This window comes from Melioribacteraceae bacterium, from assembly GCA_035362835.1.
GTDB lineage: Bacteria > Bacteroidota > Ignavibacteria > Ignavibacteriales > Melioribacteraceae > DSXH01.
The window spans coordinates 117111-133694 of sequence record DAOSDY010000003.1; the positions used below are offsets into that span (position 1 = coordinate 117111).

The 16584-nt window shown below is 40.5% G+C and carries 11 protein-coding genes; 8 read left to right on the forward strand and 3 right to left on the reverse strand.

Features of this window, described 5'->3' with window-relative positions; genetic code table 11:
• Window positions 1-22: 22 nt before the first annotated feature.
• From queC to murI, 5 genes are all read left to right on the forward strand, one after another.
• Window positions 23-763 (forward strand): 7-cyano-7-deazaguanine synthase QueC, encoded by a 741-nt coding sequence (gene queC, locus PLZ15_11695; GenBank protein ID HOI30409.1) that lies wholly within the window; start codon window positions 23-25, stop codon window positions 761-763.
• A 42-nt stretch (window positions 764-805) separates the two neighbouring features.
• A complete protein-coding gene (gene queF, locus PLZ15_11700; GenBank protein ID HOI30410.1) occupies window positions 806-1180 on the forward strand; it encodes a preQ(1) synthase in 375 nt (124 codons plus the stop codon).
• Window positions 1181-1250: 70 nt separating this feature from the next.
• Window positions 1251-2639: a tyrosine phenol-lyase gene (locus PLZ15_11705; GenBank protein HOI30411.1), complete on the forward strand. Its 1389-nt coding sequence runs from the start codon at window positions 1251-1253 to the stop codon at window positions 2637-2639.
• A 72-nt stretch (window positions 2640-2711) separates the two neighbouring features.
• The gene (locus PLZ15_11710) at window positions 2712-5267 is read left to right on the forward strand and encodes an HD domain-containing protein (protein ID HOI30412.1); all 2556 of its coding nucleotides are present in this window, start codon (window positions 2712-2714) and stop codon (window positions 5265-5267) included.
• A gap of 17 nt (window positions 5268-5284) precedes the next feature.
• Complete coding sequence (gene murI, locus PLZ15_11715) at window positions 5285-6103, forward strand: glutamate racemase (GenBank protein HOI30413.1); 819 nt, start codon at window positions 5285-5287, stop codon at window positions 6101-6103.
• 92 nt (window positions 6104-6195) lie between these two features.
• On the opposite strand, the gene PLZ15_11720 is transcribed toward murI, so the two are convergent.
• Window positions 6196-6729: an NUDIX hydrolase gene (locus PLZ15_11720; GenBank protein ID HOI30414.1), complete on the reverse strand. Its 534-nt coding sequence runs from the start codon at window positions 6727-6729 to the stop codon at window positions 6196-6198.
• A gap of 185 nt (window positions 6730-6914) precedes the next feature.
• Between PLZ15_11720 and PLZ15_11725 the strand changes: the two genes are divergently transcribed.
• The 3 genes from PLZ15_11725 to PLZ15_11735 are packed head-to-tail and all read left to right on the forward strand — an operon-like array spanning window position 6915 to window position 12494.
• The gene (locus PLZ15_11725) at window positions 6915-8960 is read left to right on the forward strand and encodes an alpha-L-fucosidase (protein HOI30415.1); all 2046 of its coding nucleotides are present in this window, start codon (window positions 6915-6917) and stop codon (window positions 8958-8960) included.
• A 34-nt stretch (window positions 8961-8994) separates the two neighbouring features.
• Window positions 8995-10521: an alpha-L-fucosidase gene (locus tag PLZ15_11730; GenBank protein HOI30416.1), complete on the forward strand. Its 1527-nt coding sequence runs from the start codon at window positions 8995-8997 to the stop codon at window positions 10519-10521.
• Between the two features lie 23 nt (window positions 10522-10544).
• On the forward strand, window positions 10545-12494 hold the full coding sequence (locus PLZ15_11735; protein ID HOI30417.1) for a glycoside hydrolase family 97 protein: 1950 nt from the start codon (window positions 10545-10547) through the stop codon (window positions 12492-12494).
• Window positions 12495-12552: 58 nt separating this feature from the next.
• Here the strand turns inward: PLZ15_11735 and PLZ15_11740 are convergent, their stop codons facing one another.
• Window positions 12553-13113: a hypothetical protein gene (locus PLZ15_11740; protein HOI30418.1), complete on the reverse strand. Its 561-nt coding sequence runs from the start codon at window positions 13111-13113 to the stop codon at window positions 12553-12555.
• A gap of 128 nt (window positions 13114-13241) precedes the next feature.
• Complete coding sequence (locus PLZ15_11745) at window positions 13242-16550, reverse strand: hypothetical protein (GenBank protein ID HOI30419.1); 3309 nt, start codon at window positions 16548-16550, stop codon at window positions 13242-13244.
• Between the last annotated feature and the right edge of the window lie 34 nt (window positions 16551-16584).

The following is a 16584-nucleotide window of genomic DNA, read 5'->3' on the forward strand; positions in this document are numbered from 1 at the left end:
TCTTTTTATTTCAGGAGTAGTGATGATTTTACTATTTTTAGCATGCATTTATATGGATTATATGAATAAAGATAAGCTGGCTGTGGTTGCTGTGAGCGGGGGAATGGATAGCTGCGTTACCGCTGCAATTGCAAGCGAACATTATAATCTGGCGTTTATTCATGTTAATTACGGTCAAAGGACCGAGTCACGTGAATTAAAAGCTTTTCATGACATTGCCGATTACTATCGTTCTGAAAAAAAAATGGTAATCGATTTCGGGCATCTCGCAAAGATTGGCGGCTCTTCATTGACGGATAAATCAATCGAAGTAACAAAGGCCGATCTTCAAAGTCATGATGTGCCGAGTTCCTATGTTCCTTTTAGAAACGCTAATATTTTGAGTGCGTGTGTAAGCTGGGCCGAAGTAATTGGTGCTGAAGCGATCTTCATAGGCGCTGTTTATGAAGATGCTTCCGGCTACCCCGATTGCCGCCCGCAATTTTATGAAGCATTCGAAAAAATGGTTGATCTAGGTACGAAACCGGAAACTAAAATTAAAATTTTAACCCCTATTATAAATTTTTCGAAAGCTGATATTGTGAAGAAGGGGATTGAATTGAAAGCTCCGCTACATCTTACGTGGTCGTGTTATCAAAGTGAGGATGAAGCATGCGGTGTGTGCGACAGCTGCGCTTTCCGTCTCCGCGGTTTCCAGCAGGCTGGCGTAGAAGATCCGATACCCTATAAGGTGAAACCGGATTACCGGGATTACTCTTTATAAATTGTTTGCAGTAAATTAATTGCAAAAATATCTGAGTTGAATATGGATTCGAAAACAAAAATACTTGTTACTTTTCCCAATCCGAATCCGGAAAGGGATTACACAATTATTCATACGGCACCGGAATTTACATCCCTATGTCCCGTTACCGGTCAACCAGATTTCGCTACTATTGTACTTGAATATATACCCGAGAAAATCTGTGTTGAACTGAAGAGCTATAAATTTTATTTGCAGTCATTCCGGAACGACGGTATCTACTTCGAAGCCGTTACAAACAGAATATTGAACGATCTTGTAAAAGTCTGCAAACCCCGTTACATGAAAATTACAGCAAAGTTTAATACGCGCGGAGGAATCTACTCCGAAATAATCGCAGAACAGAGAAGAAAAAAATTGAAAAAGAAATTTGTTTGACCTGAATTAACTCCATTTTCAATCAATTAGTTATATAAATCATTAATTATAAATTTATTCTGGAGTTAACATGGCAAAGAAAATTATTAAAAGAAGCTGGGCTGAACCGTTCAAAATAAAAATGGTTGAGCCGATTAAAATGACAAACAGGGAATACCGCGAGAAAGCCGCCAAACAGGCAGGCTACAATACATTCCTCTTAAAATCCGCAGATGTGTATATTGATCTTTTAACTGACAGCGGCACTAACGCAATGAGCGATTATCAGTGGGCAGGTATGATGCTTGGCGACGAAGCTTACGCAGGCAGCAGAAATTTCTATTACCTGTGGGATAATATTAAGAAATACTACGGAATGCCTTATCTCGTACCTACTCATCAGGGCCGCGGTGCCGAACACCTTGTATCCAAAGCTATGATTAAACCCGGCGATTATATCCCGGGCAATATGTACTTTACCACAACCCGTCTTCATCAGGAGCTTGCCGGCGGTACTTTCGTAGATGTCATTATAGATGAAGCCCACGATTCCCAGAACAGGCATCCTTTCAAGGGAAATATTGATCTTCAGAAACTCGAAGACCTTATCAAAAAAGTCGGCGCTAAGAAAATTCCTTACGTTAGTATGGCAGGTCCCGTTAATATGGCGGGCGGACAGCCTTTCTCTATGGAGAATCTCCGCGCGGTAAAAAAACTTACTGATAAATACGGCGTGAAACTCTGGTTCGATGCTACACGCGCAACGGAAAATGCCTATTATATAAAAACACGTGAAAAAGGATTTGAGGATAAAACGATTGCCTTCATTCTTAAAGAAATGTGCTCAAACTTCGACGGACTCTGGGTGAGCGCTAAGAAAGACCTGATGGTTAACATCGGTGGTTTCCTTGCTACGCGAAATAAGAAAGTCTTCGAAGAAACAAGCAATATGGTTGTTGTTTATGAAGGTCTGCATACTTACGGCGGACTTGCAGGGCGCGATATGGAAGCAATGGCTCGCGGTATTGAGGAAATGGTTCAGTATGATAATATCCGTGCGAGAATTGGACAGATTGAATACTGCGGTAACCAGCTCGAGAAGTACGGCATCCCGATGGTTTATCCTTTCGGCGGTCACGCTATATTCCTTGATGCTAAGAGATTTTTACCTCATCTGAAACAGGATCTTTTCCCCGCGCAAACACTTGCTGCCGAAATTTACGAGGACAGCGGTGTGAGAGGAATGGAGAGAGGAATTGTATCGGCAGGACGCGATCCTGAGACCGGTAAACACCGTTATCCCAAACTTGAACTTGTTCGTCTTACTTTCCCGAGAAGAGTTTATACTCAGGCTCATATCGATGTTATGGTTGAGTCGATTGCTCAGGTCTATGAAGAAAGAAAGAAAATTAAAGGTTTGAAAATGGTTTATGAACCGAAATACCTAAGATTCTTCCAGGCAAAATTTGCCAAGATCTAATTCAGAATAATAAAAATGATTGAAGGGGTTTGATTTTTCAAACCCCTCTTTGTATTGAAAAAGTAATTGAGTATGGATCCGATCAAAATTAAAGAAAAATATTTTGACGATAGAGACAGGGTCTTTAATGACCCCGATCTCCTTAAAGATCCATTTAAATTCTGTATCACGTATTCCGTACTCGTAGAGGAATACATAACCAAAGTTCTTAAAGGGATTAAATTAAACTGTGCGGTTGCCTCCGTCGGAAGTTTCAGCAGAAGAGAACTCTCCCCCTTCTCGGATATCGATATAATGTTCATTTTCGATAAGGTTGAGGGCAACGACGACCTTATTAAAGAATCGGTTACAAGATTATGGGATGCAGGTATTGAAGTCTCTCATACAATCCGGGAGTATTCCGACATAGAAAAATTTCTGAATACGGATCTCCACGCTTACACCCAATTTCTGGAAACACGTTTTATTCTTGGCAGTGCAAGAGTATATAATGAATGGAATAAGAGAGTTTTCAAACCTCTTACAAAAGAGCATAAAAAAGAATTGATCTTGGAATTTTTTGAGGATATAAGATTACGTTACCAGAAGTTCGGGGATTCAGCCAAGGTACTTGAACCGAACGTGAAATATACAGCCGGCGCTCTAAGGGATCTTCAGGTTATTGAATGGATCTATTCGATATGGCACGATCTCTTTCTTTCGAATCAGGAGGAGATTTCTCAAACTGAGGTCTTCCTTCTAGAAATGAAAAAGAATAAGATTCTTCTACCCCGCGCCGTTGCACGGCTTCAGGATAGTTATAAATACATTCTAAGTACCAGGAATCTTCTGCATTTGATATCCGGACATAAAAACGACCGGCTCGAATTTATTTATCAGGAAAAGATTGCTGTCGCTCTTGGATACCCAGCCGATGGCTGGCATCCGTATATGAAAAAGTATTTTGAATCTTCGAATGTTATAAAACGGTTTTCACGCACTATGATGAAAAGATTCCAGGAGGAAATCTCAGATCAGGTTTCCGACTATCTTGCTATTGAGCTCGACGACGACTATTCGATTAAGAACGGTGTAATATCACTGACTTCCAAATCCGGATTGACTCTTTCATCTATTATGAGGGCATTTTATTACAGGTGTATTAACGATGCCCGCTTCGATGAAAACCTCCGTTCGAATATTATCGAAACCGTAATTGATCTTGAAGAAACGCAGAATCTGGAACACCAGTCGTCCGTTTTCTTCCGTGAAATTCTCAATCTGCCGAAGAATGTAGCCAAAACTCTCGAGGTGATGAACGAGCTTGGTGTGCTCGGTGCTTTTATGCCGGAGTTTAAAGAGCTTGTTGGATTTTTTCAGCCGGGTGTTTACCATTGCTATACCGCTGATGAGCATACACTTATCGCCTTGAAAAACCTTGAGCATCTTTCACTTGAAAATTCGCAGCTGGCTAAAATGTTTAGAACTCTCGACAGGAAAGATATTCTTTATCTTGCAGTTCTGTTCCATGATATCGCAAAACCGATTTCTATTTCCGGTCATGAAATCATCGGTGCTGAAATAGCCAATTCGGTTATGGAGCGGCTGGGATACGATCAGAAGGAGATTCAAACTGTCCAGTTCCTTGTAAGGATGCATCTTGTTATGGAACAGGTTGCATTCCGTAGAAACCTGAATGACCCATCAACCCTCAATAATTTTGCAATCCAATTCCCGAATTCGGAATGGATCGACCTTCTATATCTTCTTACATATGCAGATCTCTCCGCGGTTTCTCAGGTTGTCTGGACTCAATGGAAGAGCGACCTTCTTCACGAACTCTACAGAAAAACCAAAACCATGATCGATGACCGTATCAGCGGGCACGAGCTTCTTTCTTCAAGTGTTCAGGACATTATGAAGGAATCCGGATTCTCAGATGACGAATCGTTCAAGAGTCATATAGAATCGATCGACGACCTCGGATATCTTCAGCATTTTACTCAGGATGAAATTAATAAACACATTGAGGAGATCGAGAAAGGATCGCCGGTTTCTGTCTTCTTCAAAGAGGAAGGCGGATATACTTCGGTAACCGTAATTACAAGGGATTCCGAGGCGCTTCTCTCGAGGCTCTGCGGAACGCTTTCTATCAACGACCTGAATATTCACGACGCAAAAATATTTACTCGCAAAGACGGAATTGTGATTGATAGCTTCAACGTAACGGATTTCAGAACCGGATCGGTTGTAAATGAATCCCGCTTCGAAAAGATCCGGAATGATCTTGATCTTACAATCGATAACCAGCTTCAGATTACAAAAGAATTCAGCAAAATAAAATCGAAATGGTGGCGGATAGAGAATAAACTATTTAAACGGAAAGGTAAAATTAAAATTGCTTTCGAGAAGCATGACAAATACACGATAATAGATATTTATTCTCCGGATCGACTCGGCCTTCTATACCAGATAACAAAAAAAATGAATGAGCTCGGACTCGGAATTTACTTTGCCAAGATTAATACAAAGGAGGACGGCATTGTAGATTCATTTTACATACTCGACAGGAACAGAAAAAAAATCTCTCCCAACGATTACCAGCTAATTACTCTTGAATTAACAGAAACAATAAACGAAATGCTATAGGTGATAAATTGAATTTTATGGATAGAACAAATCCGATCGGTTTTTTCGATTCAGGCATCGGCGGTTTAACAGTTGTTAAAGCAGTTTCACAGTTGCTGCCTAATGAAAATATAGTCTACTTCGGGGATACTGCCCGCGTCCCGTACGGATCTAAATCAAATGATACAGTTGTTGAATACTCTATTCAGGCAGCCAACTTCTTATTAAGAAAAAATATTAAACTGATGGTTGTGGCATGCAATACGGCTTCATCGGTAGCGTTAAAAGAACTGAAAAGATTTCTTACTATCCCGGTTATCGGAATGATTGAGCCGGGCTCTAAACTCGCTCTTAGGGAATCTGGAAATGGTAAAATCGGCGTTATAGGTACAAATGCAACTATTAATAATAAAGCTTATTCACAGGAATTGAAGAAGCTTAATCCTAAATTAAAAGTATTTGAAAAAGCATGTCCTCTCTTCGTTCCGATAGCCGAAGAAGGATGGATCGATCATAAAGCAACCGAGCTGATCGCGAGAGAATACCTGACCGAACTTAAATCTAAAAAGATTGACAGCCTTGTACTCGGATGCACTCATTATCCGATCCTCGCGGATGTAATTCAGAAAGTAATGGGTAAAAGTGTTAAGCTGGTGGATTCCGGTACTCCCGCGGCTCATCTTGTGGAGGAATATCTAAACGGAAGGGGATTGAGGAATATTTCCAACCAGATCGGTAAAAGAGAGTTTTATGTTAGTGATATTCCTTCCAGATTTAAGGAAATAGCCGAAAGATTTTTAGGCCGGAAAATTACTCATCTGCATAAAGTTGAACTTGATGAACTGGTAAACGAGTGACGAATACAAATATCAAGGTTAATTCTTTGTTAAAGAGTTTTTGATTAACATATAGTTTTCTATAAGTTTTTCATTTTTGATGCTTACACATCTCATTTACGTTTCAATTTGTAAAAGTAGATTCCACTGATTGTCTTCCCGTCTACTATCTCGCAGGATCTTATTTTTTCATCGATTTCTTCTACGGAGAGTTCCAGCAATTGAATATCCTCTTCGCCCTCTTCGCGCGCATGATCTCCGGGAATCAAATTCTCTGCAAGGTAAATGTGTAATACCTCGTTGCAAAAACCGGGTGTAGTGAAAATTTTTCCGAGTTTAACAATTTCCCCGGCGCTGTAGCCTGTTTCTTCAGTTAATTCCCTTGCAGCGCAATTCAAAGGGTCTTCGCCTTTTTCAAGTTTTCCTGCCGGAAGTTCTATCACTCTTTCGTTATGCGGGTAACGGTACTGGCTGATTAAAATTATCTTTCCTTCATTTGTAACAGGGACTATAACCGCTCCCCCGGGGTGGACGGCAACCTGGCGGAAACTTTTATTGCCTGTTCCGTTGTACTCAATTTCATCTACCCTTACATCGAATACTTTGCCGTGAAAAACAGTCTCGGATTTGTTAACAACAAAATTCATTTATTCCTCAAAAAATTTTCTGTAAAGATAGGAAATAATCGGGTGGATTTTAACGGCGTTTTGTAGATTGCAATTGCGGGATCTATCTTATTCCCGTAACTACAATTTTATCTTGGCGAAGAGAACTGAATGTTAAACTTCCTGATCACGATTCAAAATCTATTTATAAACAGATTAAAATCCCTATGAAAAAATTATTTATTCTCATCTTAATCGTTTCATCTGTATTCAATGCACAGGATTTTACAAATGAAACAAAAGAGGAGAGAAACGCTAGAATGAAGTGGTGGCGCGATGCGCGCTTCGGAATGTTTATCCATTGGGGCTTATATTCAATTCCGGCCGGCGAGTGGAATAATTCCAAAAACCACGGCGAATGGATCAGGACAACCGCTCAGATTCCGCTTGAAGATTACAGCCGGCTTGCCGGTCAGTTCAACCCTTCTAAATTCAAGGCGGATGATTGGGTTAGAATGGCTAAGGAAGCGGGAATGAAGTATATTGTTATTACTTCGAAGCATCACGACGGTTTCTGCCTGTTCGATTCCGATCATACAGAGTTTGATGTAATGTCCACACCGTTTAAGCGCGATATACTTAAAGAACTTTCCGATGCTTGCCGTAAATACGGGCTTAAGATCTGCTGGTATCACTCAATTATGGATTGGAATCATCCTGATTATCTGCCCAGGAGAGAATGGGAAAAGGACCGTACAGCGGATGGTGCCGACTTCTCCAGATTTATTCAATATCTGAAAAACCAGTTAAAGGAATTATTGACCAATTACGGCGAGATCGGAGTTCTATGGTTCGACGGGGAATGGGAGACAACATGGAATTCCGAATACGGAATAGAGCTTTACAATTATGTTAGAAGTCTTCAGCCGGATATAATTGTTAATAATCGGGTGGGTGTTGGAAGAAGCGGTATGGAGGGGACTACAAGGGAAGGTGAATTCGGGGGGGACTTCGGTACTCCCGAACAACAGATTCCAGCTACCGGATTGCCGGGCGTTGACTGGGAGACCTGCATGACGATGAATGACCACTGGGGATATAATAAGAACGATAAGAATTTTAAATCCTCGCAGGAACTGATCAGAATGATAGCCGACGTTGCATCGAAAGGGGGAAATTTTCTTTTGAATATTGGCCCTACTTCGGAAGGAATATTCCCTCCTGAAAGTATTGAACGTTTAAAAGAGATCGGTAACTGGATGAACCTCTACGGTGAATCGATCTACGGCACCGAAGCCAGTCCCTTTGCAAAACTTGAATGGGGCCGAGCTACAAAAAAGAGGATCGGTAATAATACCAGACTTTATCTTCATGTATTCGACTGGCCTTCGGACGGGAAACTGATAATACCCGGTATTTACAATAAACCGCTTATGTCGTATCTGCTCGGAGATAAAAGAAAAAATCTGCTTCCTGTTCAGAGAAATGAAGACGCAATAATTATCCAGCTGCCTGAGAATGCGCCTGATGGAAATAACAGCGTTGTGATTCTTGATGTGGAAGGAAAGGAGGACGTAAGTCATCCTCCTGTAATTGTTAGTGATAATTTTATTTTTATAGAATCATTAACAGTCAGTCTTAAGACCGAACGGCCTAACGTTGAGATTAGGTATACACTCGACGGGACTGTTCCTGACCTGAATTCAAGACTTTACTCTAACGGAATTGTGTTGAAAGAATCGGCTGAAGTTTCTGCTCGGTGTTTTAGAAACGGAAAACCTGTAAGCGGTACTTCACGCGCAAATTTTGAACGGGTGCTGCCCGCAAAATCCCAAAGTATTAATAACCCGGCTCAAGGAATTAGTTATAAGTATTTTGAAGGGAACTGGGATTCAATTCCCGAATTCAATTCACTCATTCCGGTGAAAGAGGGATATTTAGATAATTTCAATTTCTCACCGCGTAATCAAGTTGAATATTTCGGTTTTCAGTTTACCGGATATATTTCTGTCCCTGCGGATGATGTATATACATTTTATACGGATTCGGACGATGGAAGCAGACTTTTCATTGACGGTAAACTTATAGTTGATAACGACGGGCTTCACGGAATGCAGGAGAAGGAAGGATCTATTGCACTCTCTAAAGGTTATCATTCCATACTTGTCGAGTATTTTGAAAAGACAGGGGGAGACGATCTTAAAGTTTCGGTTGAAGGGGGAGGATGGAAAAAGCAGCTAATACCGGATCATATACTCTGTCACTATAAATAAATTTTATCTAATTAAAAAAATCGATATAATTCATATGAAAAAAATATTCTTCATCATTTTAGTTTTTAACTCATTTCTGTTGGCTCAATCAAATCCGCTCACAAACTCCTCTCACTTTGCCGTAATCAACAAATCGGATTCGGAACAGGAGATTGTTCGCAAAGCAGCTTTTGTAGTTCCGAAGCAGCAGCAATACGACTGGCAGAAACTCGAGTTCATTGCTTTTGTTCACTTCGGAATAAATACTTTTACCGACAGGGAATGGGGAGAGGGAACGGAAGACCCGGCATTGTTCAATCCTTCTGAGCTCGATGCAGAGCAGTGGGCAAAAACTTTTAAAGATGCGGGAATGAAGCTTGCCATTCTCACGGCAAAACATCACGACGGGTTCTGTCTCTGGCCCAGTAAATTCACCAATCACAGTGTTAAAAACAGTCCGTGGAAAAACGGCCAAGGTGATGTAGTACGAGAGTTTGTTAATGCTTGCAGGAAATACGGTCTGAAAGTAGGTCTCTATCTTTCCCCGTGGGATCGAAACAATCCGGACTACGGTGATTCACCAAAGTATAATCAATACTTCCTTAATCAGCTTAGAGAACTCCTGACTGAATACGGTGAGATAACGGAAGTCTGGTTCGACGGCGCATGCGGTGAAGGCCCAAACGGGAAAAAACAGGTTTACGACTGGCAGGCATATTACAGATTAATAAGAGAGCTTCAGCCCGGGGCAGTAATTTTCGGAATGTCGCCGGATCTAAGGTGGGTCGGTACCGAGACAGGTTATGGCAGGGATACCGAATGGAGTGTTATTCCGCTCAAGATCGATCCGGTGATTAAGAAGAAATTTCCGTTTGGATCTTATTCGCTGGATGAAATTTATAAGCCGGGCGATATGACCGATTATGATCTCGGAAGCAGAAAGAAAATTTCTGATGCTGATTTACTTTTCTGGTATCCGGCGGAAACCGATGTTTCAATCCGGCCCGGTTGGTTTTATCATCCGTCGCAGGACTCGCTAGTTAAATCTGTTGATAAACTTGTTGATATCTATTTCAATTCTGTTGGAAAGAACGGTGTCTTTCTGTTGAATGTTCCGCCTGACAAAAGAGGTCTGATCCATCAGAATGATGTAAAAAATCTTATTGGACTTAAGGGTGTTGTAGACCGGACTTTTAATAATGATTATTCTGATAAATCAATGATAAAAGTTGCGGGTGAAGCAATTCAGACCAAGAATAATTTTTTCGGTAAAAATGGCTATTGGCTTGCCGGCGAAGAGAATACTAAACTGGTAATTGAAATTGAACTAACAGACAAAGCAACTTTCGATGTGGTTATGCTTCAGGAGGAGATTAGAGTAGGACAGAGAATCGAGAGATTCATTCTGGAATACTGGAATGGAAATGAATGGGAAAAATTTTCCGAAGGAACTACGGTCGGTTACAAACGACTTTTAAGATTTGAACCTGTTACTGCAAAGCGGATTCGAATTGTGATTGACGAATCCAGGATGAATCCTGCCATTTCGGGTTTCGGACTTTTTAAATATTCCGGTAATTAACATCATTAAAAGTACGGTGATCTATGAAAGCAAAATTTTTGCTTATAATGTTTGCTGCTGTTTCAATTCTGTCGGCAGAAGAATTCAGAGTCGATTCACCCAAGGGCAGATTGCAGTTGAATGTGAATGTAGATAATGGAGTAAGTTTTTCGGTCTTGAAGAATGGGTTTACGTTGGTTGGCAATTCCGGAATATCTTTAGAATTGTATGACGGTAAACTTTTAGGATCTAATCCCGTGCTGACCGGAAGCAGCACAAGATTAATTGATGAAACTTTGAAACCCGTTGTAAAACAGAAATATGAATCGATTCAGAATTTCTGCAATGAACTTTTACTTTCGTTTGCCGGGGGCTATAAAATTATTTTCAGAGTTTATGATGATGCCGTTGCCTACAGATTCCGGACGGAATTAAATGAAAAAATCAGAATTAAATCTGAATTGGCTGAATTTAATTTCGGCAGGGATTACCAGATTCTATTTCCGGAAGAAAAGAGTTTTATGTCCCACTCGGAAAGATTATATCTTCCGTTAAAATTGAGTGAAGTAACATCGGAAAGATTTTGCTCCCTCCCTGCTCTCGTTAATCTGGAAAACGGTATTAAAGCAGTCATTACAGAATCCGACCTGGAAGATTATCCCGGACTTTATCTTTCCGGTTCCGATGAAAATCCGAATAGCCTCAAGGGAATATTCCCATACTATCCCGCCCGGGATACGGTGAGAAACGACCGTGACGTTTATGTTGTTGAACGGAAAGATTATATGGCCGAGACCTCCGGTAAGAGAAATTTTCCGTGGAGAATTGTTGCTTTCTCTGAAAATGACGGCGATCTTATAACAAATACAATTGTTTACAAGCTTGCTAAGCCGTCTGATCCAGGTTCCGATTTTTCATGGGTGAAACCGGGCAAAGTTGCCTGGGACTGGTGGAATTACAACAACATATACGGTGTCGATTTCCGCGCCGGCGTGAACAACAATACATATAAATATTTTATCGATTTTGCTTCGAAGTACGATATCGAATACATTATACTTGATGAAGGCTGGTACAAACTCGGCAATCTGCTGCAGCAGTCTCCGGACATAAATATTGAAGAACTTGTCGATTACGGCAATAAAAAAAATGTGGGAATAATTCTCTGGATGAGTTGGAAGACACTCGACGACCAGTTTACGGAGGCAATGGATCTATTTTCTAGATGGGGCATTAAGGGCATTAAAGTTGACTTCATGCAGCGGGACGACCAGTGGATGGTAAATTACTATTACAAAGTTGCTGAAGAAGCTGCAAAAAGAAAATTGCTTGTAAATTTTCACGGGGCTTATAAACCGACCGGACTGTATCGTACCTATCCTAACGTAATTACAAGCGAGGGTGTATTAGGATTGGAGCAGAGTAAATGGAGCGACAAAGCTAATCCATGGATGGCTGTTACTTTGCCTTTTATTAGAATGTTCGCAGGACCAATGGATTATACACCGGGTGCAATGATCAATGCAACTAACCAATCGTTCAAACCGATTTTCACTGTGCCTATGAGTCAGGGAACACGTGCTCATCAGCTTGCGATGTATGTTGTATTCGAAAGCCCGCTTCAGATGCTGGCGGATAATCCAACCCATTATTACAAAGAACCTGAATGCATGGAATTTCTTTCTAAAGTTCCAACAGTCTGGGATGATACTAAAGTTCTAGATGCGGTAATCAGCGAGTATATTTTGATTGCCCGGCAGTCTAAAAATCAATGGTATATCGGTGCAATTACAAACTGGACTCCGCGAGATTTAACAATTGATTTTTCATTCTTGCCTGACGGAGATTTTAAAATTAAAATCTGGCAGGATGGAATTAATGCCGACCGTAATGCGAACGATTATAAATTGCTGATTCAAAACATAAACAATAAAACAAAACTGAACATTCATCTTGCGCCGGGCGGCGGATGGGTGGGAATAATAAGTAAATGATTTTTACCTTTTCCTGTATCCCTCTGGATTTGCCAGGGGGATACAGGGGAATTAAAGTTTAGACCGGCCAGAGCCAGCCGAAAACACCTGCGGTAAACAAAGCATAGATCAAGCCGTCGATAGTAGAAGTTAATGTTGACCTGAAGGATTTATGATACCAGATATGCATCGGCCAGTAAGCGAATGAATATCCCATGAAAGCAGAGGCCCCTACGAATCTGAATACCTGCAGATAATGCGCATCGGGCGGAAGTGCGCGCCCGGCAATGTATGCCGCGAAGATTCCCACAACAATTGAGTAGATAAACCAGAGAAGGAAATACTTTCCCATACCCCTTTCCCCGTTCGGTAGAACGGTTACAATCATTACAGGACCTTTATTCAGTTTGTCTTTATACTCCTGTGATTTCATTTCCGCCATGCTTCCCGCGCGCGGAACCATATATTCTCCCGGAGGAATGTTGAACGGTCTTAGAACGTCCATCACTTTATCCTGATCCGGTATCTTCGGATATTCCCCTTTATGCCATGGAAGTACCATGTGTACTATTGAGCTTACAATAAATACTGTAATTGCCGAAACTAAAATCGGCAGCCATAAGGATGATAGTTCCGTCATAACTTTCTCCTTTAAATTAAACAACCGGACTTAAATGCCGGTATTTTTATGAGAGTAATTATTTAGCCGTATCGGAAGTGCGGGCAACTTAATGATTTTTTTTTACTCACTCAATAAGCTATTAATATTTAATTCCCCTGATCATATTCGGCTCTTATTGTAATTACTTCGAACGGATTGAATGAAATCTCGGAATTGCCATTAATCTGGAATTCTTCCCCATCTTTTACAATGAACAATTTTTCCGGATTAAATGAATTCCAAATAATCTTACTCGAAGTGCTTAACCTGCTTACATTAAATAATTTTAAAATCAGTGATTTCTTTTGGGGTGTAATACTGCTTAGAATTACTGAGGGTGAAGATAAACTAAACAGACTTATTGCTTCAGCATCTTTATTCGCTGTTGAAACAACCAATGGCGATTGATAACCGGTTCCTGTTCTATATGCTTCAATCTCATCAAAATTATTATGCGGGCTGATTAAAAAATTGAATTCTGTTTTTCCCGATTGATCGGCTTTATAATTTGTATGCCAGTAATTATTCATTACATATGCAAAAATAGCTGAAGAATTTGTAAATGTATTTTTCCAGATTTTTGATCCGCTGGAATTGTCCTCATCAACAAGATCCCCGATTTCGAATAAAGATGATTCCATAGGGAATAATGTAATACCATTTCTTCCATTCGAAATGTCAATCCACTTATTGACTGAAAAGAAATCCTTATTAGCTCCATCAATAAGCATGCTGTCCGGTTGAATATAAGTCCGGCCGATATCGTATCGTATCCTTGGATTAGATATCGAGAAAGGAAATGCAAGGTGCACAGATTCTTTTTCACGCACACTTTTTTTATAGATAACATTATTTACCATCACTTTGTCAAACGGTTTTAGAAGGGTAATCTTTTTAATAATTGAATCGGCACCCTGAACATAAGACCTGATCTTATACTGGGTTAGCAGCAAACCGTCTTCAATCATTTTGCATTCTGAAATTGTATCTTGAATAAAATCCTTAGGATTTTTCCCGGGTACATAGAGAACAGAGTTAAATCCATACAAGGATTGAGGGTCTAACAGCGGGAGGGAATTCCAATACAGGTTTTTTATCCTACCCTTACCGTTAAGATCCAATAATAATTGCTGGTCATCATAATTTTCTGTGACGTTGTTTCTTTCTTGTTTTACAATCTTAAATATTCTTGAACCAAGGGGAGGAATTTTATCAGCCAGGAATGCAATCCGTCCGTCGCTCAACAATTGTGACGGGACCGGGTTCAAGTTCTCGTCGGCAACTGAATTGCCGGATCCGGCTATACTGCTGTCGATATATGCAATATCGCTTCTTTCCCAGGAACATGTATTGAATACAGATACATAACCGGAATTGTCATTACGGACCGATGATAATAATTTCTCCAACAAAGATTTTGACTGCCGGTCTGCCCGGTATGCAAATCCGGATTTGTAATTCCACTGTTGTATTACAAACGGATTATCAGGTTCGGAAATACTATTCCACGCCCCCCATGTGTGCTCGTGAAATAAAACTACATTTTTTCGTGCTTCATAAGCCGAAAGGGAATCGTACATCCGGGGATTGATTATTGCAGAAAGTATCCCATACTGAACTATCCGGTCCGCAGCAAGCCGATTTAAATTCTCCTCGTGAGCCGTGGAGTAGGCTCCATCTTCCCAGTAAGGATTAAACTCACCTCTTACTAAGCCAAGCTTTGATCCGTAACGCCATTCAAATTTCTTAAACATAGAATCAACAGTCGATAAAATTATTTTTGGAGAATAGTATTTTTCGTTCCACTGCTTCACAAAATCCGATAGCGTGCTGTCGGTTGGACCGTTATCGCCGCGAATTGAATAACGGAGCTGAATTATATCATATGGGTATTTTGTTGAATCAAGATCATTCAGATAATTAAAAATATGTTCCTTACCTCTGCGGAATAAGTCCCCCCGACCGAAACTGTGAAAGTATGAATATCCCCGTCCTGCCATCCAGAAAAGGACTTTACCTTTACCATCGGGCGATTGCCAGTAGAAAGGTTTATCGCCCCATGCATAGTTTGAATGCCCTACCCGGTCGCCCCCGCCGAATGTACCTGTGAAATAATTTTGTCCGCTTGAGAAATATTTTATTCCGTTTTTTGTAAGCGTTGCAATTAAGCTCCAGTTAATTCCGGGTATGTCGGTTATCATTGCGTTAGAAATATCAAGTCCAAATTCCTTCTCGATTCTCTTCGAGTATTCAATCAGCCAGTCGAATTCCTCCGGTTTTGTAATTCCTGTTAAGTTGTGTGAGTAAAGAGCGGACAATCCGATTGAACCGGATTTGATTGCTCGTATTAATTTTGCTTTTTGACCTTCCGGTGCTTCACTTAAATAATTTTCCAATGCCCATAGCGATTCAATATTCCATTTATATCTAGCTTCATCTGGATAGCGTTCAGACTTTTCAATATACTTAAGAGCATCATCAATGTTTTTATTCTGAATCTGAATAACCTCCTCCTGGAGATTGGAATAACCGATATCGCTGTGAGAATGACTAATTAAATGAATCTCTCTTTGTGAGGTCGGTTTTAGTTTAATTCTCTGCTTCTTTCTTATAAAATTTTTGATCTCTGCGTCTATTGTAAGTTCAGTCTCACTATCATTATTATTGATTGTAAGATCAAAATCGTTGAATCCTTTCTCAATCCGAAATTTATAAACTTTATTATCGGCATTAACAACAAGTTCGGATGGATTGCCGATATGGTCAACCTTAATATTTATCGCCCGGAAAAGTTTTCCATCTTGTCTGATGATTGCGGGAATCGGCGAGATGTCAATTTTTTCCTTATATGAATATTTGAAAGTCATATACCAATCGGGACTATTCTCATTTTGCCCGGCGACAGAGATTCTCAATTTTCTACCTGCGGGATATACTCCGTTTGGAATCTTGAGATACACATTGCCGAAAACGTCATCAACCGCATCCTGCTTAACAGCATCAAAAAAAAGCTCGATGTTGTTTTTCCCTTTGTAATTCCAGCTGAATGGAACCTTTCGCTTCATCGGCGTAATGAAAGTCAGTATTTTTTCGCCGTTTATTGAAAGATCAAAATTGCGGTCGGCTTTACTTGTTCCGCTTGAATGGCCTCCGAGCCAGTAGATATAGAGAAAATTTTCTGAAGTGTTGGGTATTACATCGGTTTCCCAGCAGATTATTTTATTGCCGTCGGTTACCCTTGTCAGCAAAGCTACCCTGGCATATTCGGGATAAGAAGAGCGGTAGGGAAGGTTCTCGCCTTCAATTTCCGCAGTATAACCGTTAATCAGTTTTGTCCCCGGCGGTATTGAATTAAGAGACTGCGCCTGAAAATTCTGGAATAAAAAGATTAAAAGTAACAGCGCAGCACTCTTCATCTTAGATCCGGTTAGGTTGTTAAACGACTGGTGG